General features: G+C 53.3%; 19 protein-coding genes. 5 read left to right on the plus strand and 14 right to left on the minus strand.

What is annotated here, in order from left to right:
- Window positions 1-8: 8 nt before the first annotated feature.
- From nrdE to OGY13_RS24515, 4 genes are all read right to left on the minus strand, one after another.
- Window positions 9-2,153 carry a class 1b ribonucleoside-diphosphate reductase subunit alpha gene (gene nrdE / locus OGY13_RS24500; RefSeq protein WP_213752637.1) on the minus strand — a complete coding sequence of 715 codons (2,145 nt, stop codon included), beginning with the start codon at window positions 2,151-2,153 and terminating at the stop codon, window positions 9-11.
- Window positions 2,126-2,536: a class Ib ribonucleoside-diphosphate reductase assembly flavoprotein NrdI gene (gene nrdI / locus OGY13_RS24505; RefSeq protein ID WP_003825987.1), complete on the minus strand. Its 411-nt coding sequence runs from the start codon at window positions 2,534-2,536 to the stop codon at window positions 2,126-2,128. Before nrdI ends, nrdE begins: the two co-directional genes overlap by 28 nt.
- Window positions 2,533-2,778, minus strand: coding sequence for a glutaredoxin-like protein NrdH (nrdH, locus tag OGY13_RS24510; protein ID WP_008785607.1), 246 nt, complete (start codon window positions 2,776-2,778; stop codon window positions 2,533-2,535). Before nrdH ends, nrdI begins: the two co-directional genes overlap by 4 nt.
- 281 nt (window positions 2,779-3,059) lie before the next feature.
- A complete protein-coding gene (locus OGY13_RS24515) occupies window positions 3,060-3,491 on the minus strand; it encodes a carboxymuconolactone decarboxylase family protein (RefSeq protein WP_003825991.1) in 432 nt (143 codons plus the stop codon).
- Between the two features lie 90 nt (window positions 3,492-3,581).
- Here OGY13_RS24515 and pdxR point away from each other — a divergent pair, with 90 nt between their 5' ends.
- On the plus strand, window positions 3,582-4,916 hold the full coding sequence (pdxR, locus tag OGY13_RS24520; protein ID WP_213752638.1) for a MocR-like pyridoxine biosynthesis transcription factor PdxR: 1,335 nt from the start codon (window positions 3,582-3,584) through the stop codon (window positions 4,914-4,916).
- A gap of 123 nt (window positions 4,917-5,039) precedes the next feature.
- Window positions 5,040-5,390, plus strand: coding sequence for a DUF2002 family protein (locus OGY13_RS24525; RefSeq protein WP_003037262.1), 351 nt, complete (start codon window positions 5,040-5,042; stop codon window positions 5,388-5,390).
- 36 nt (window positions 5,391-5,426) lie between these two features.
- Here the strand turns inward: OGY13_RS24525 and alaE are convergent, their stop codons facing one another.
- Window positions 5,427-5,876 (minus strand): L-alanine exporter AlaE, encoded by a 450-nt coding sequence (gene alaE, locus OGY13_RS24530; protein ID WP_213752639.1) that lies wholly within the window; start codon window positions 5,874-5,876, stop codon window positions 5,427-5,429.
- A 557-nt stretch (window positions 5,877-6,433) separates the two neighbouring features.
- Between alaE and stpA the strand changes: the two genes are divergently transcribed.
- Window positions 6,434-6,835, plus strand: a complete 402-nt coding sequence (gene stpA / locus OGY13_RS24535) for a DNA-binding protein StpA (protein ID WP_103285678.1) — start codon at window positions 6,434-6,436, stop codon at window positions 6,833-6,835.
- A 36-nt stretch (window positions 6,836-6,871) separates the two neighbouring features.
- Here the strand turns inward: stpA and OGY13_RS24540 are convergent, their stop codons facing one another.
- The 3 genes from OGY13_RS24540 to OGY13_RS24550 form a co-directional block, all read right to left on the minus strand.
- Window positions 6,872-7,051: a GDFGVC terminal motif YodC-like protein gene (locus OGY13_RS24540; protein WP_003825999.1), complete on the minus strand. Its 180-nt coding sequence runs from the start codon at window positions 7,049-7,051 to the stop codon at window positions 6,872-6,874.
- 90 nt (window positions 7,052-7,141) lie between these two features.
- Window positions 7,142-7,669: a rhodanese family protein gene (locus OGY13_RS24545; protein ID WP_032944694.1), complete on the minus strand. Its 528-nt coding sequence runs from the start codon at window positions 7,667-7,669 to the stop codon at window positions 7,142-7,144.
- Between the two features lie 9 nt (window positions 7,670-7,678).
- Window positions 7,679-7,978: an ArsR/SmtB family transcription factor gene (locus OGY13_RS24550; protein ID WP_003037247.1), complete on the minus strand. Its 300-nt coding sequence runs from the start codon at window positions 7,976-7,978 to the stop codon at window positions 7,679-7,681.
- 183 nt (window positions 7,979-8,161) lie between these two features.
- On the opposite strand from OGY13_RS24550, the gene OGY13_RS24555 reads away from it, so the two are divergent.
- Both OGY13_RS24555 and lysM read left to right on the plus strand, forming a co-directional pair.
- The gene (locus tag OGY13_RS24555; protein WP_003037242.1) at window positions 8,162-8,320 is read left to right on the plus strand and encodes a YqaE/Pmp3 family membrane protein; all 159 of its coding nucleotides are present in this window, start codon (window positions 8,162-8,164) and stop codon (window positions 8,318-8,320) included.
- A 95-nt stretch (window positions 8,321-8,415) separates the two neighbouring features.
- Window positions 8,416-8,865: a peptidoglycan-binding protein LysM gene (gene lysM, locus OGY13_RS24560; RefSeq protein WP_048215704.1), complete on the plus strand. Its 450-nt coding sequence runs from the start codon at window positions 8,416-8,418 to the stop codon at window positions 8,863-8,865.
- 12 nt (window positions 8,866-8,877) lie between these two features.
- Here lysM and csiR read toward each other — a convergent pair whose 3' ends face one another.
- From csiR to glaH, 6 genes are all read right to left on the minus strand, one after another.
- Entirely contained in the window at window positions 8,878-9,564 is a 687-nt protein-coding gene (gene csiR, locus OGY13_RS24565) for a DNA-binding transcriptional regulator CsiR (RefSeq protein WP_032944692.1), read from the minus strand.
- 45 nt (window positions 9,565-9,609) lie between these two features.
- A complete protein-coding gene (gene gabP / locus OGY13_RS24570; RefSeq protein ID WP_003839698.1) occupies window positions 9,610-11,010 on the minus strand; it encodes a GABA permease in 1,401 nt (466 codons plus the stop codon).
- Window positions 11,011-11,157: 147 nt separating this feature from the next.
- Window positions 11,158-12,441 (minus strand): 4-aminobutyrate--2-oxoglutarate transaminase, encoded by a 1,284-nt coding sequence (gabT, locus tag OGY13_RS24575; protein ID WP_008785600.1) that lies wholly within the window; start codon window positions 12,439-12,441, stop codon window positions 11,158-11,160.
- A gap of 25 nt (window positions 12,442-12,466) precedes the next feature.
- A complete protein-coding gene (gene gabD / locus OGY13_RS24580) occupies window positions 12,467-13,915 on the minus strand; it encodes an NADP-dependent succinate-semialdehyde dehydrogenase (RefSeq protein ID WP_213752640.1) in 1,449 nt (482 codons plus the stop codon).
- A 23-nt stretch (window positions 13,916-13,938) separates the two neighbouring features.
- Entirely contained in the window at window positions 13,939-15,207 is a 1,269-nt protein-coding gene (gene lhgD / locus OGY13_RS24585; RefSeq protein WP_032944687.1) for an L-2-hydroxyglutarate dehydrogenase, read from the minus strand.
- A gap of 17 nt (window positions 15,208-15,224) precedes the next feature.
- Complete coding sequence (gene glaH, locus OGY13_RS24590) at window positions 15,225-16,202, minus strand: glutarate dioxygenase GlaH (RefSeq protein ID WP_213752641.1); 978 nt, start codon at window positions 16,200-16,202, stop codon at window positions 15,225-15,227.
- Between the last annotated feature and the right edge of the window lie 61 nt (window positions 16,203-16,263).

The raw sequence follows: 16,263 nt of genomic DNA on the forward strand, positions 1-16,263 counted from the left end.
TCTCCTCCTTACAGCGCGCATGACACGCAGCCTTCGATTTCGGTGCCTTCCAGCGCCAGCTGGCGTAGTCGGATGTAGTACAGGGATTTGATGCCCTTACGCCAGGCGTAAATCTGCGCTTTATTGATATCGCGCGTGGTGGCGGTATCGGGGAAAAAGAGCGTCAGTGAAAGCCCCTGATCGACATGGCGCGTTGCTTCAGCATAGGTATCAATGATTTTTTGTGGGCCGATCTCATAGGCATCCTGATACAAGGCCAAATTCTCATTGGTCATAAACGGGGCAGGGTAGTAAACGCGCCCGGTTTTGCCCTCTTTGCGAATCTCCACTTTCGACACGATCGGGTGAATGCTTGACGTGGCATGATTGATGTAGGAGATAGAACCGGTGGGGGGAACCGCCTGTAAATTCTGGTTATAAATGCCGTAGCGCATCACATCTTCACGCAGCTGTGACCACATCTCGCGCGTCGGCAGCGTAATGCCGCTGGCGGCAAACAGCGTGCGAACCTTGGCGGTTTTTGGTTGCCAGTCGCCCTGCAGATACTGGTTAAAATACTCGCCGCTGGCGTAGCGCGACTGTTTGAATCCGGCAAAGGTTTGACCGCGCTCGCGGGCGATCTTCATTGACGTATTCAGCGCATGCCAGGTGATGGTATAGAAATAGAGATTGGTGAAATCCAGCCCTTCCGGCGAACCGTAGGCGATCCCTTCCCGCGCCAGATACCCGTGCAGATTCATCTGCCCAAGACCAATCGCGTGCGACGCGCTGTTTCCGGCCTCAATCGAGGGCACGCTGCGGATATGGCTCATGTCCGAAACGGCGGTTAAGCCACGAACCGCCGTTTCCACGGTACGACCAAAGTCGGGTGAATCCATGGTATGGGCAATGTTTAACGAGCCGAGATTGCAGGAAATATCGTGCCCGGTCTGCGCGTAATTGAGATTTTCATCGTAGGTGGAGGCACTGTTAACCTGCAAAATCTCCGAGCACAGGTTGCTCATATTGATCCGACCTGCAATCGGATTGGCGCGATTCACCGTATCTTCAAACATGATGTAAGGATAGCCAGACTCAAACTGGATCTCGGCCAGCCGCTGGAAGAAATCGCGGGCGTTAATGAATTTTTTGCGCACACGTTCGTCGGCAACCAGTTCGTCATACCGCTCACTCACGTCGATATCACCGAAAGGTTTGCCGTAAATCCGTTCCACGTCATACGGTGAGAACAGCGCCATTCGGGCATTTTCTTTCGCCAGTTGAAAGGTAACATCCGGGATCACCACGCCAAGCGAGAGCGTTTTGATGCGGATTTTCTCGTCGGCGTTTTCGCGCTTGGTATCGAGAAAACGTAAAATATCCGGATGGTGTGCGTGCAGATACACCGCCCCCGCACCCTGACGTGCCCCGAGTTGATTGGCATAAGAAAACGCATCTTCCAGCATTTTCATTACTGGGATCACCCCAGATGACTGGTTCTCAATACGCTTAATGGGCGCACCTGCCTCGCGCAGGTTGGAGAGCAAAAATGCCACGCCGCCGCCGCGTTTGGAGAGCTGAAGTGCGGAGTTGACCGCCCGACCAATAGACTCCATGTTGTCTTCAATACGCAACAGGAAGCAGGAGACCAGCTCACCGCGTTGCTGTTTGCCGCAGTTTAAAAAGGTTGGTGTGGCGGGCTGAAAGCGCCCGGAGAGCATTTCATCGGTCAGCTGCATCGCGAGCGTTTCATCGCCCTGCGCCAGCGTGAGCGCCACCATCGTGACCCGATCCTCAAAGTCTTCGAGATAGCGCTTACCGTCGAACGTTTTCAGCGTATAGCTGGTGTAGAACTTCCATGCGCCGAGGAACGTCTGGAAACGGAATCCGCTGGCGTGGGCGTGATCGAATAGCTTCAGCACGAACGCGCGATCGTAGTGGGATAACACGCTGGCATCGTAATAGCCTTCATCCACCAACGTTTCCAGGCGCTCCTGCTGGCTGGCAAACGCCACCGAGTTTGGGCGGACGTGGGCGGCAAAGAAGGCCTCCACGGCCTGATGGTCTTTGTCGAACTGAATGCGCCCGGCTTTATCGTACAGATTCAGCATGGCGTTCAGGGCGTGATAATCCAGCGTTGGCTGCATTACACGTTCTGCGGTTGTCGTTGCCAAAATTCGCTCACTCCTTTTCGAACGTTGTCGATATCGCTTTGGGTGCCCATCAGCTCAAAGCGATAGAGCCACGGCACGCCGCATTTTTGTGAGATGACATCACCCGCGCGACCGTAGGCGTCACCGAAATTACGATTGCCGGAAGCGATCACTCCACGGATTAACGCCCGGTTGTGCGTATCGTTTAAAAAGCGGATCACCTGTCTTGGGACCGCGCCAGCAGTGCCGCCGCCGCCGTAGGACGGCACGATTAATATGTAAGGTTCGTCTACCCGGATCCGCTCGCGTTCGTTAAGCGGAATGCGGATGGCTGGCAGCCCCAGACGCTGCATAAAGCGGTGCGTATTTTCGGAGCTGCTGGAGAAGTAGACGAGCTGACTCATGCGCTGGCCACACGGTGTTCCGGATGCAGACGGTTGATCATGTCCGGGCGAAACCCTGACCAACTGGTTTCACCCGCGACCACGACCGGTAGCTGGCGAAACCCTTGATCGCGCAGGCTATCAGCCAAATCGGGTTGTGAATCGACGTTTACCATCTCAAAGTCAAAACCACGGCTTTCCATTGCCCGTTTGGTGGCGTGGCACTGAACACAGTTATTGCGAGTGTAAATAATAATACGCATGATTCGTATTTCCATTTAAAAATAAAGGATCGGCGCGATAGAGGGCGTCGGGTTGTGTGTGTCCTGATAGGAGAGATACTAGATGTAGTTTTAAAAAGATTCAACCATACAAGATATGGGAATTTTAGATTGATGATGAGCGGGGTGATGAGCGTGGCGGGGGAAGGCTAACAGGTGGTTATAAATTGCCCGATGGCGCTAAGCTTATCGGGCCTACGGGCAACAGGAGAGCACAACGTAGGCCGGATAAGGCATTTATGCCGCCATCCGGCAGCGCAAAATCACATGCGCATCCCCACCGCCAGACGGTTAAAGCAGTTCATCAGACTAATGGCAAATGTCAGGTCGCTAATTTCTTTCGCGCTGAAATGGTCTAGCAGCGGCAGATAAACGTCATCTTCGGCGTGAGTAGTGGCAATCTGGGTGACCGATTCGGCCCACGCCAGCGCCGCACGTTCCTGCTCGCTGAAGTGGTGACTCACCCGCCAGCCTGCCAGTGCGTCCAGTTTGGCCTGCGCAACACCGGATTTGCGCAGTGCTTTACTGTGCATTTCCAGACAAAAGGCGCAGCCGTTGATTTGCGAGACCCGCAGGTAAATCAGTTCCGTCAACGTAGGTTCCAGCGCGCAGTTTTCCAGCGCTTGGCTTGCCTGAACCAGAGCGTTATAGATTTCGGGACTGAGTTCGTAATAGGGCTGGCGTAACATTGTCATGGTATTTCTCCTCGTTTGGATGACCCGCAATGTAGCACTATAATGGACTGCAACAGAGAGCCATATTGTTACCAAAAAAGCAGACCATAAATGCCACGTTATCAGCAAATCGCCCGTCAGTTAAAAAACGCAATTGAGAAAGGCGAACTCAAGCCCGGTACCAGATTGCCCTCCAGCCGGACCTGGGCCCAGGAGCTGGGAGTATCACGCTCGACGGTGGAAAATGCCTATGCAGAGCTGGTGGCGCAGGGCTGGCTCGCGCGGCGTGGACAGGCAGGAACGTTTGTCAGTGAGCAACTGCGACCAGAAAGGGCGCCTGCATCGCCTGCCATCTTCGCCGGAGAAAATCCCAGACCGCAACTATTTCAGATGGGATTACCCGCACTCGATCTTTTTCCGCGTGAAGTCTGGGCACGGGTGATGGGACGGCGTTTACGCACCCAAACGCGTTTTGATCTGGCGGTGGGCGATGTATGTGGCGAACGGGTGTTACGCCAGGCAATTGTTGATTATCTGCGCGTTTCACGCAGCATTGAATGCCAGCCAGAGCAGATTTTTATCACTTCAGGCTATGCGGCATCAATGACGTTAATCCTGCGCGCTCTGGCGCATCCCGGTGAGGGAATGTGGGTCGAAGATCCCGGTTTTCCGCTGATCCTGCCCGTGGTGGCTCAAGAACGCATTGAATTGATGCCGGTAGCGGTGGATGCCGATGGTCTGGATGTCAGCGCCGGGATCCGCGACTACCCGCAGGCGCGTTTTGTACTGCTCACTCCCGCACATCAAAGCCCTCTGGGGGTAGCACTGTCTTTGGACCGTCGCCACCAGTTGCTGGAGTGGGCGACTCGCGCGCAGGCATGGGTAATCGAAGATGACTATGACAGTGAATTTCGTTACCACGGTAAGCCGTTGCCGCCGCTAAAAAGTCTGGATGCGCCTCAGCGGGTGATTTATGCCGGAACGTTCAGCAAATCGATGTTTCCGGCTTTGCGTACGGCATGGCTGGTGGTGCCCTTAACCCAGGTTGAACGCTTTCGCCAGCAAGCGGCGCTAACGGCCTGTAGCGTCCCGGTTCTATGGCAGCAAACGCTGGCGGATTTTATGCGAGACGGCCACTTCTGGCGACACTTAAAACGTATGCGACAGCATTATGCCGAACGACGACAATGGATGGAAAACGCCCTGACCGAACAAGGATTTAGCGTCATTCCTCAGGAAGGTGGGATTCAACTGGTGATGAGTGTAGACGGAGATGATATTGCGCTGGTGCGCAAAGCGAATCAGGCCGGGTTAGCGGTTCAGGCGCTAAGCCGCTGGCGAATAACGTCAGAAGGAAAGGGGGGAATATTGCTGTCATTTACCAATATCAGCTCGGCGGAAATGGCGCAACAGGCGGCCTACCAACTGCGGTTGGTGCTGACATAAATCTGTACGGTTCTTAAGATATTCGTCTCATCGTGTTCACTCGTTTATGGACTTTTCTGAAAGCGTTGCTAATGCTGAATCAGGTAAGGTAAGCCCGCAGTAAAAGATAACGAGGAAAATAATATGTATTTACGACCTGATGAGGTGGCGCGCGTACTTGAAAAAGTGGGCTTTACCGTTGATGTAGTGACGCAGAAAACGTACGGCTATCGGCGTGGCGAAAATTATGTGTATGTTAATCGTGAAGCTCGCATGGGACGTACCGCATTAATTATCCATCCCACGTTGAAAGAGCGTAGCTCTTCGCTGGCGGAACCGGCAACGGATATTAAAACTTGCGATCATTACCAGCAATTCCCGCTGTATTTAGCCGGAGAAACTCATGAGCATTATGGTATTCCGCACGGCTTTAGCTCGCGTATTGCGCTTGAACGTTATCTGAGCGGGCTGTTTGGCGACGTTAATTCTAACTAATAACGCGACTGGCAGTGCCAGTCGCGAAGAAGCGTGTCAGGCTTTAGCCTGATGATAGCTGCTGACCTTAAACAAGCGGCGGCAATAATCAAGAAAGTAGCCATAGACAGCGCCCATCAGCATTGACACCACGATGTTCGAACTTACTGCAGCCGTAATCTGATGCCAGTCTGCGCCAACCGTCAGCAGAATAATCACATACACCGGCGACTGGAAGGTGACATAAGCCAGCACATCCGCCAGATTTTTTGCCCATCCTGCCTGCGTGGCTTTAAGGGCCGCGCGCATGAACAAATCACGATACATGCCGTATGGCCACGCGATCAGTATGTTGACAGGGATAGCGACTAATCTGGAATACAGCGACTGTTCGAAGCTCATTCCAGAAAGGAATATTTCGATCAACATGTTCACGACAGAACAATAAACAACCATCGCGAACGTGTCTGCTACTGCATGACGCAAGCGTGACTGCGGAGAGAACATGTTAATGCTCCTTGTAAAAAGGGGAAAAAAGGTTTTGAATACCTTAACTGCTAGTTATTTGTCTTGCTGCTTTCGCGTTTTAATAGGATATCTGCCTGGATAATAACTAGCAACTAGCTGAAAATTTTTATTTATTGTCTTTTTGTCGATAAAATGCTCTGTAATGGTTTGTTTTTTGTTCGTTTTGGTGTTTTCGTTGCTGTGTTAATTAAAGTCTTTTTAGATCAAAGAGTTATTGTTGCTTGTTTTTCTGAATTTTTTGCGCTCCTTTTCTGAATGTTGACTGATGTGCAATATGTATACTCGTTGGTTCCACGAGATGCCGTGGCTTGTTTCTTAAGTGACGCGCTGAGATACCTTGCAGGTATATTCAAAGCTGCAATCAGGGTAATAGAATATATTGTCTGGGCGATAGCAGAATGGATGCTATAAATATCAGAGTTGGCTATTTGTTTAATGATAAACGAATAAATTAGACTGGAAATATAATAATTGGTTGCATACAATATTTAGCGTAATACCGTTTTTATGTTTTACGTTAAAGAGGTTTTGTTAATATGAGTTCAATGTTAAAAAACTTAAATAATATCCGCTCGCTGCGTGCAATGGCTCGTGAATTTTCCGTTGATGTACTGGAAGATATGCTTGAAAAATTCAGGGTAGTGACCAAAGAACGGCGCGATGAAGAAGAACAGCTACAGCGCCAACGTGCAGAACAGCAGGCAAAAATTAATGCCTTGCTGGCGCAGATGCAGGCAGACGGGATCAGCCCGGAGGAGCTGCTGAGCATAACACCTGCGACGGCACGTTCAGTTACAAAACGCCAACCGCGCCCGGCGAAATATCGTTTTATCGATCTCAATGGTGAAACGAAAACATGGACCGGACAAGGTCGCACACCGAAGCCAATTGCCCAGGCGCTGGCTGCCGGTAAATCTCTTGATGACTTTTTGATCTAATTGCGAAGGCGGTGAGGAGATTCTCACCGCTTATTTTCAGCAAACGCCGAAATCACCCTCTTCGGTATATCGCGTGACATCAGCTGCTTTCAGCGTGAATTTATCACCGCTTTCATTACTGGCTTGTACCGCCACAATTTGATCGTCATTGACTTCAACAACCTTCAGTTTTGGACCGCCCATACGCGGTTGAACCAGATCGCCAGGTTTAAACATATTGTTGCGCTCCTTTATTTATCATTTATCGCAGAACTCACCATAGATCACGTCAACCGGCGGGTACAGTGCTGTTTCAATGATTACCGCTTAATGAGTACGTCGGTTCCAGGGCATGATGTCCAGTAATCGCGCCATACCGCAAAAGCCGGTTACGCCAGCGAGTATCAGCCCGGCGCCCACAAAACCGCTCAGCAAGAAGAAGGCGCTGCTAACGCTATAGCCCAGAATAACGCCGAGTAGGGCAAGGCTGCCTGCGGCTATCTGCACCTGACGCATCAGCGGTAACGGTTGTGAACTGTCTTTCGCCACCGGCAACCCTGCGGCTTTCCAGCCGTCAATTCCACCTTCCAGCAACCAGACCTGTGCGGGTGCGGCGATGGCGCTCAGTTTTGTTGCCGCATTTTGTGTACGTTTGCCTGACTGGCAGTGAAAAATCACCTGCTCGGCGCGTAAATTCGCTGGCAGCGATCCCTGCTCAAGCGCGGGTAATGGCGCCAGATGTGCCTCAGGAATATGCTCGTGCAGATACTCGTCAGCATCGCGGATATCAATCAGTTTTGCACCCTGCGCGACCAGTGTCTGCGCCTCGCGTGGGGAAATCGTCCCAATAGTCATGATGGCTCCTTATGGGCAATACAGTGTTTTTAATGTGGCGATCAGCGAATTCACGGCCGCATTTTTAATGGAGTAGAGGATGCGCTGGGCATCGCGCTGGCTTTCTATCAGACCTTCTTCACGCATACGCGCCAGATGCTGGGATGTGGCGGAAGGACTAAGGCCGGTAACACGGGCTAACTCACCCGCGCTGGTACCGGGTGAACCACAGAGCATGCACAAAATCAGCAACCGTTTCGGGTTACTCATCGCTTTTAGCAGGGCGGCAGCCTGTTCAGCGCTGGCCTGGAGTTGTTCAAGTTCAGTCATATGTATTTAAGCATTATCTAAATTAAGCGTATTCTAAAATAAGTAACCAACGTACGCCAGCGTAAAGAGCGTAAAGGAGGGTAAAACAGCAGGGCGAGACGGGAGGAGTTAGCTACACTGATTAATCTTAGAGATAAAATCTCTTTTTAAACAATGATTAATTTTTGCTTGTAGGGAGTGTGTATGGGTTTCTGGAGAATCGTTTTTACTATTATTCTGCCCCCGCTTGGCGTGCTGCTGGGGAAGGGATTCGGCTGGGCATTTATCCTCAATATCGTTCTGACGCTGCTGGGCTACATTCCTGGTTTGATCCATGCCTTCTGGATACAGACGCGTAATTAATTCCTTTCTACTACGGCGCTTCGGCGCCGTTTTCTTTGTGTCCCTTTCTCCTCTGCTACACTTTTGGGTGTTGATTGTTAATTACCGAGGTGGATATGGGACTCTTCAATTTCGTAAAAGATGCAGGTGAAAAACTGTGGGATGCGGTCACTGGAAACCATGACACAGCCGATCTGGCAAAAAGAGTGCAGGAACACCTGAACAAAACCGGCATCCCTGATGCGGATAAAGTGGACGTGCAAATTAACGAAGGCAAAGCCACTGTTTCTGGTGATGGATTAAGTCAGGAAGCAAAAGAAAAAATTCTGATCGCGATTGGTAATATCTCTGGTATCGCCAGCGTAGATGATCAGGTTAAAACCTCTGCACCCGCGAGCGAAAGCCAGTTTTATACCGTGAAATCTGGGGATACCCTGAGCGCTATTGCCAAACAGGTTTACGGTAATGCCAACCTATATAACCAGATATTTGAAGCGAATAAACCAATGCTAAAAAGCCCGGATAAAATCTATCCTGGGCAGGTTTTACGTATTCCGGAACAGTAATGTTATTTAGGCTTATTGCGTCAGTAATTTACCGGACATAGCCTGTTGAATAATCGGAATCGGCGTCAGCAAGTGCTGGCGCATTAATTCGCTGGCGCACGTGGCATCGCGTGCCAGAATCGCTTCGGTCAGCGTCTTGTGCTGATCGTGTTTGTCTTCCAGCATTTCAACCGACAGCACCGTTTTACGTAGCCAGATAAACCGGTAGCGCGCCGCCAGAGAGAACAGCCGTTCGCGCATTTGCAGCAGATATTGTGAACCACAGCCAGCGACAATCGCCGAGTGAAACGCCTGATGGCGCTGATCCCACTCGTCGAGCATCTGTTCGCTGGCGTCAATGGCTTCAAGCTTACTGAGCATATGTGCGCGTGCCAGAATTTCAGCTTCCCAGGCGTCGTCGCCGCGTTCAATGGCCAGCGCGACCAGCATGGCTTCCATATTGGCGCGGGCATCGAAAATATCGAGCAACTCCTGCTCTGACATCGGGGCGACACGATACCCTTTCTGATTAACCACCGTCACTAACCGCTCGGCAACTAACTGCGAAAGCGCTTCGCGCAGCGGTCCCACGCCTAGCTCATAGCGTGAGGTTAGCAGGCTCATACGCAGTTTTTCATCAGGCTGATACACACCGCGGATGATGTCGTTCTTCAGCCAGCGGTATCCATCAATGGCCGTCGGTTGGGGAATGGCGGTCATGGTCATACTCCTGAAAGGATTTCCCGGCCTGCGCCGGGAACAGGTTTAATGCGTATTTTGCAATGGTGCTTTTTGCCACGATAGCAGTTTTTTCCAGCGTGACATAATGGGCACGGTGCAAATAATTCCTATGGCTAACAACCCGGTAGAGATAACTTCCAGCTGTTGGGCCGGGCGAAACAGCATGACCACCAGCACAAAGATAATAAACGCGATGACCAGCCAGGTAAGCCACGGATAGAGCCACATTTTCAGTTTAATTTCACCGCCTCGCGCCAGCAGGATTTTGCGCATCCGCAGTTGAGAAACGGCAATGACCAGATACACCAGCAGCGCGATGGCACCGGAGCTGTCGATCAGGAATTTAAACACCTTGGCCGGGGCGTAATAGTTGACGATGACGGTGAGGAACGCAGCACCTGTCGACAGTAATACCGCCACATAAGGTGTTTTGCTGCGGTTCGTTTTACCCATAAAGGCGGGGGCATCGCCACGGCGGCTCAGGGAGTAGAGCATACGCGATGACGTATACAGCGCGGAGTTAAGACAGCTGGTCACCGACAGCAAAATGACGCAATCCATGATCAATTTCGCGTGCGGGATATGCAGTAGCTCCAGCACCGAGCGGTAAGAACCGACTTCTTTCAGGCCCGGCATGTTCCACGGGATCAGCGCCACCACCACAAAAATAGAGCACAGATAGAAGATAGAGATACGCCAGATAACCGAGTTGGTGGCGCGAACGATATGTTTATCCGGGGTATCGGATTCGGCGGCGGCGATGGTAACTATCTCTGCGCCCATAAAGGAGAACATGGTGATTAACATCGCGCTGATCACGGCGCCAAAACCGTTGGGCATAAAGCCGCCCTGATCCCACAGGCGTGAAACTCCGCTAACATCGGCATAAGGGTAGAAACCGCTAATCGCCGCCGCACCGAGGGTAATAAACGCCAGAATGGCAATCACTTTGCACAGCGCCAGCCAGAACTCGAATTCACCGTAATTTTTAACGCTCAGCAAGTTACTGCCGGTTAACGCCAGCGTGATAACCAGAGAAAACAGCCAGATAGGAATGCCCGGTACCCAGGAGTGCAGAATGATGGCGGCAATATTCGCTTCCAGAGGGATAACTAACACCCAGAACCACCAGTACAACCAGCCGATGGTGTAACCCGCCCACGGGCCAATGGCCTTATCGGCGTAAGTGGAAAAAGAACCGGTATCCGGGGTGGCAACGGCCATTTCGGCCAGCATGCGCATAATCATCACCACCAGCAATCCGGCGAACAGATAGGCTAATAATACTGCGGGACCGGCTTCTGCAATCGCCACACTTGAACCGACGAACAGACTTGCGCCGATTACCCCGGCAATAGACAGCATGGTGACGTGGCGTGATTTCAGCCCGCCCCCTAAATCATGTGATTGTGACACTTGCCCCATCTTTAAACCTCGTTATTGTTATTGACGTCGCTTCCTGCACCTTACCCGTAGGCCCGGTAAGCGTAGCGCCACCGGGCATCACAACATTGCCGGATGGCAGCGCTTGCGCTTTATCCGGCCTACAATTTCCCGTTTTTATTCGGGGGTTTAACCCTGCTTTGCCTCGGCAAAACACTGGGCGATAATGTCCAGCCCCTGGCGGATTTGCGCATCTTCAATGGTCAGCGGGACAAGAATGCGCAGCACGTTGTAGTAAGGTCCGCAGGAGAGCAGGATCAGTCCTTTCTCGCGTGCACGCGCCACCACTTCCGCAGTCAGTTTGGCGTCTGGTTTCGTGTGGTCGCCGTTTTCGAACAGTTCGATAGCAATCATCGCGCCAAGCCCGCGTACGTCGCCAATCTCGCGATGGGTTTCCGCGATAGCCAGCAGGCCTTCGCGCAGGGTTTGCCCCAGCTCGTTGGCTTTTTGCAACAGATTTTCCTGCTCGAAAATGTTCAGTACCGCCAGCGCGGCGGCGCAGGCAATTGGGTTACCGGCATAGGTACCGCCAAGACCGCCCGGTGGGATTGCGTCCATGACTTCGGCGCGTCCGGTCACGCCCGCCAGCGGGAAGCCGCCGGCGATGGATTTGGCGAAGGTGGTGAGATCGGGTGCAACGCCCATCTGCTCCATGGCAAACAGCGTACCGGTACGGCCCGCACCGCTCTGTACTTCATCGGCAATCAGCATGATCCCGTGTTCGTCACAAATGGCGCGCAGCCGTTGCATAAAGGAAGGAGAGGCTGCGTAAAAGCCACCTTCGCCCTGAACGGGTTCAATCACGATGGCGGCGACGTCTTCTGGCGCGGCATCGTTTTTGAAAATGCGGTGAATGCTGGCGATAGCATCATCTTCACTGATGCCGTGCAGAGGGCAAGGATAAAGCGCGCGATACACGTGGCCCGGCATCAGCCCCATTCCGGCGGAGTACGGATTGACTTTCCCGGTCAGTGACAGGGTGTAGTGGGTACGACCGTGGTAAGCGCCGCTAAAGGCGATAGTCCCCGTACGCTTGGTGGCGGCGCGGGCGATTTTCACCGCGTTTTCTACCGCTTCAGAACCGGTGGTCACCAGCAGGGTTTTCTTGGCGAAATCACCCGGCACTTTCTTATTCATGATTTCACACAGCTCCAGGTACGGCTCATAGGCCAGCACCTGGAAACAGGTATGGGACAGCTTTTTCAACTGCGCTTCTACCGCAGAGACGATCTGCGGATGCAGGTGACCGGTGTTCAGCACCGCAATACCGCCAGCAAAGTCGAGGAATTCCCGGCCTTCAACGTCCCAGACCCGACAGTTTTCTGCCCGCTCGGCAAAAATAGGGTGGATCTGTCCTACGCCACGGGGAACGGCGTTGCTGCGACGTTGCATAAGTTCTTTGTTGGTGCTCATCAGGTGTTCTCCAGTATTTGTTTTATTAAAGGCCGATGCACATATATTTGATTTCTAAGTAGTCTTCGATGCCGTATTTCGATCCTTCACGGCCAAGACCGGAGGCTTTTATCCCCCCAAACGGGGCGACTTCGTTGGAGATAATGCCGGTGTTAATCCCGACGATGCCGTACTCCAGCGCTTCGCCAACGCGGAAGACGCGGCTTAAATCACGGGCGTAGAAATAGGCGGCCAGACCAAACTCGGTGTCGTTGGCCTGAGCGATGACGTCAGCTTCGTCTTTAAAACGAAACAGCGGAGCCAGCGGGCCGAAGGTTTCCTCTTTGGCGACCTTCGCGTTATCAGGCACATCTACCAGAATGGTGGGCTGGAAGAAGTTACCGCCGAGCGCATGAGGTTTACCGCCCGCGATAATGCGTGCGCCTTTATCCAGAGCGTCGGTGATGTGTTCCTGCACTTTGGCAACCGCTTTCTCGTCGATCAGCGGTCCGGTGGTGACGTCAGGTTGCAGACCATCGCCGAGATGCAGCTTGCTCACCGCCTGCTGGAGTTTTTCGGCAAAACGCTCATACACGCCGTCCTGCACGTACAGGCGATTGGCGCAGACGCAGGTTTGCCCGGCGTTACGGAACTTCGATGCCAGCGCGCCTTCCACGGCTTTATCAAGATCGGCATCGTCAAAGACGATAAACGGCGCATTGCCGCCCAGCTCCAGCGATACTTTTTTGATGTCTTTGGCGCACTGCTGCATTAACTGACGGCCAATTTCGGTCGAGCCGGTAAATGACAGCTTGCGCACCAGCGGGTTGCCGGTCAGCTCGTTACCAACCTCGCTTGCAGAACCGGTCACTACGCTGAAAACGCCTGCCGGGATCCCGGCGCGATTAGCCAGTTCTGCCAGCGCCAGTGCGGAGTAAGGGGTCTGGCTGGCGGGTTTAAGCACCATCGTACAGCCTGCTGCCAGCGCCGGACCGGCTTTACGGGTGATCATCGCTGAGGGGAAGTTCCACGGCGTAATCGCGGCGGTAACGCCGATCGGCTGCTTGATGACGATCAGACGCTTATCGGCCTGATGGCCAGGGATCGTATCGCCATAGATGCGTTTGCCCTCTTCGGCAAACCACTCAATAAATGAGGCGGCATAGGTGATTTCGCCTTTGGCCTCCGCCAGCGGTTTACCCTGTTCCAGGGTCATCAGGCGGGCGAGATCGTCCTGATGCTCAATCATCAGGTTGAACCAGCGGCGCAGGATATTGGCTCGCTCTTTGGCGGTCAGCGCACGCCAGGCTGGCAGGGCGCGGTTAGCGGCGTTAATCGCTTCGCGGGTTTCATCTGCCCCCATTTTAGGTACGCTACCCAATTGCTGACCGTTGGCGGGATTGGTCACTGCGATGGTCTCGCCGCTGTTGGCGTCACGCCAGTTGCCGTCGATCAGTGCCTGCTGGCGAAATAATGTTGGATCGTTAAGTTGCATGATTGCTTCCTGTCTTAATCGGTTTAACGGGTAAATGCGGCGTGTAATGTCTCCACGCTACGTGCCGCACGCAGCGTGCGTCCGGGGTTACTCTGGTTCTCCAGCAGCGCATGAACTTTGCTGACAATATGTGCGCCGATAGGGATTGCCGACGTTGCTGCCGGAGAAGGGGCGTTACAGGTGTGAATTGAGCGTGGCGTGGTGACAAACAGAAAATCGTCGATAAGCTTGCCATCAGGTGACACCGCCTGTGCCCGTACGCCCGCAGGCCAAGGTTGCAGATCCTTAAGCGTCAGGCTCGGGCAGTACTTTTGTACCAGCCGCAGATAACCGCTTTTGCACAGCGAATTCTTCATTTCGCCAAGCCCTGAGCGCAGGTTGTTTTGCAGCACGCGGCGAATACCAGAAGAGCCGAGGATCTCCAGCGTATCGCTGAGCGAGAAGTCACGTTTACGGTAGCCTTCACGTTTAAATGCCAGTACCGCATTGGGGCCGACGGTGACGCTGCCGTCAATCATCCGGGTCAGATGAACGCCGAGAAACGGCATCGCCGGGTCGGGGATGGGGTAGATCAAATGGTTAACTATCTGATTATGTTCCGGCGCCAAGCGGAAATATTCGCCCCGGAACGGGCAGATGATAAAGCCTGGTTCAACGCCGAGCATTTTTACCAGTCGGTCCGCCATCAGGCCAGAACAGCTAATCAGCGTCGCGCCTTCATATTCCTGGCCCTGACGGGTACGGACAATCACGCCTGCAGCATGCTCTTTCAGCGCGCTGACCTCGGCGTTGTAAATAATTTCACCGCCTTTGGCCTGGAAAATCTTCGCCATCGCGGCGGTGACTTCGCGGTAGCTGACAATCCCGCTCGACGGGACAAAAATGCCGCCCAGTCCGGTGATATTGGGTTCACGCTCGCGAAGTTCCTGCGCATTCAGCCATTCGCGCTCCAGACCGTTAGCGGCGGTGCGATCCCAAAGCGCGCGCATGCGCTCCATTTCCAGAGCGGAGGTGGCAACCAGCATTTTTCCGCAGACGTCGTAGCGGATGCCGTTTTGGTCGCAAAAGGCTTTTGTGGCGCGATTTCCGGCCAGGCAAAACTGTGCCTTCAGGCTGCCGGGGGTGTAATAGACCCCGGCATGAATGACGCCGCTGTTGTGGCCCGTCTGGTGGCAGGCCGGGCCGGACTCTTTTTCCAGTAGCGCGATTTTGGCGTCCGGATAGACATCAATCAGTTGCATGGCGGTCGACATGCCGATAATGCCGCCGCCAATAATCACAAAATCATACATCCGCTTTTCCTTCGCGCTTACTGATGGGTCTGGTAGTGGTTGGTCGCGTACGCAAAATAACCACGCTGGCGCATCAGTTCGCGGCGCAGGTCCGGATGCGAAGTGAAGCGATCGCGCCCGTGCAGCCAGAACAGGTTGTTGATCAGCAGGAATTTACCCACTGAAACCGGAACGGAAATAATGCTCTTGCTGGTTTCCAGCGCATCGGACAGGTCACTCAGCCAGACGCCTTCTTCATAGTCTTTTGGCTGGACGAACTGGTCGATGTAGCGCATTACCGGGCGGCCCTGCTGGTCAACGTCAAATACCGGATGGAACACATCCTGACTGACGTTTTTGCTTGGCGGTGCGGCAAAGCGCATGGCGCGACGTGCCAGAGGATGGGTAAAGTACTGATCCAGATGCTCCCAGTCGTCGAGGTGCAGCAGCAGCGAGTTACCGCCGGTCATGTTCTGCTCGTCGATCTTCATCATCAGCACGTAATCGGTGATTTCTTCGAGGTAGGTTCCGTCGTTGTGTAATTCCATCACTCGGTGAGGCTGGCGCAGATAGCTGTCTGAGTTATCGACGTTTTTCACCACAAAACGTGCGTAATATTGACCGCTCATCGCATCAAAATTAGAGCGTCCGATGAGGTGCGCTACCGCCGTTGCCAGCTTGACCATCTCTTCCGCCTGCGCCACGTCGTCTACGCCAACGGCATTGATTAGCAGTGCGCCTTCGGCACGATCGAGCAGGGTTTTCAGCAGCAGGGGCTGTAACTGATTGCCGCACAGGTCGTCGAGGATCTTGCCCACTTTGAAGCGCAAGAAGGATTTGTATTCCAGCGCCTGAACCGGCCACTGCGCGACGGCCTGCAGAAATTGCTCAGTGGTCTCAGCAGAAAAAGTCAGCTCCAGCAGGCGTGGGGATTGGGCTGACGGTTTCAGCGTGAAACCGCTGTAGTGCTGGGCTGGATCTTCAGCGTTCGGTTTTACGGCAGTCAGTGCGTTCATCAAATCGTTCCTCTCAGTAGATTGTCAGGGAGATATGGCGCAGCTCGTTTCGTAGCCATAA

Origin of the sequence: Citrobacter sp. Cpo045, from assembly GCF_030332875.1 — a bacterium.
Lineage (GTDB): Bacteria > Pseudomonadota > Gammaproteobacteria > Enterobacterales > Enterobacteriaceae > Citrobacter > Citrobacter portucalensis.

Bases quoted from the DNA above. Each gene is read 5' to 3' on its own strand.
- nrdI (WP_003825987.1), bottom strand. From the start codon at position 2,536: ATGAGTCAGCTCGTCTACTTCTCCAGCAGCTCCGAAAATACGCACCGC.
- nrdH (WP_008785607.1), bottom strand. From the start codon at position 2,778: ATGCGTATTATTATTTACACTCGCAATAACTGTGTTCAGTGCCACGCC.
- OGY13_RS24515 (WP_003825991.1), bottom strand. From the start codon at position 3,491: ATGACAATGTTACGCCAGCCCTATTACGAACTCAGTCCCGAAATCTAT.
- pdxR (WP_213752638.1), top strand. From the start codon at position 3,582: ATGCCACGTTATCAGCAAATCGCCCGTCAGTTAAAAAACGCAATTGAG.
- OGY13_RS24525 (WP_003037262.1), top strand. From the start codon at position 5,040: ATGTATTTACGACCTGATGAGGTGGCGCGCGTACTTGAAAAAGTGGGC.
- alaE (WP_213752639.1), bottom strand. From the start codon at position 5,876: ATGTTCTCTCCGCAGTCACGCTTGCGTCATGCAGTAGCAGACACGTTC.
- stpA (WP_103285678.1), top strand. From the start codon at position 6,434: ATGAGTTCAATGTTAAAAAACTTAAATAATATCCGCTCGCTGCGTGCA.
- OGY13_RS24540 (WP_003825999.1), bottom strand. From the start codon at position 7,051: ATGTTTAAACCTGGCGATCTGGTTCAACCGCGTATGGGCGGTCCAAAA.
- OGY13_RS24545 (WP_032944694.1), bottom strand. From the start codon at position 7,669: ATGACTATTGGGACGATTTCCCCACGCGAGGCGCAGACACTGGTCGCG.
- OGY13_RS24550 (WP_003037247.1), bottom strand. From the start codon at position 7,978: ATGACTGAACTTGAACAACTCCAGGCCAGCGCTGAACAGGCTGCCGCC.
- OGY13_RS24555 (WP_003037242.1), top strand. From the start codon at position 8,162: ATGGGTTTCTGGAGAATCGTTTTTACTATTATTCTGCCCCCGCTTGGC.
- lysM (WP_048215704.1), top strand. From the start codon at position 8,416: ATGGGACTCTTCAATTTCGTAAAAGATGCAGGTGAAAAACTGTGGGAT.
- csiR (WP_032944692.1), bottom strand. From the start codon at position 9,564: ATGACCGCCATTCCCCAACCGACGGCCATTGATGGATACCGCTGGCTG.
- gabP (WP_003839698.1), bottom strand. From the start codon at position 11,010: ATGGGGCAAGTGTCACAATCACATGATTTAGGGGGCGGGCTGAAATCA.
- gabT (WP_008785600.1), bottom strand. From the start codon at position 12,441: ATGAGCACCAACAAAGAACTTATGCAACGTCGCAGCAACGCCGTTCCC.
- gabD (WP_213752640.1), bottom strand. From the start codon at position 13,915: ATGCAACTTAACGATCCAACATTATTTCGCCAGCAGGCACTGATCGAC.
- lhgD (WP_032944687.1), bottom strand. From the start codon at position 15,207: ATGTATGATTTTGTGATTATTGGCGGCGGCATTATCGGCATGTCGACC.
- glaH (WP_213752641.1), bottom strand. From the start codon at position 16,202: ATGAACGCACTGACTGCCGTAAAACCGAACGCTGAAGATCCAGCCCAG.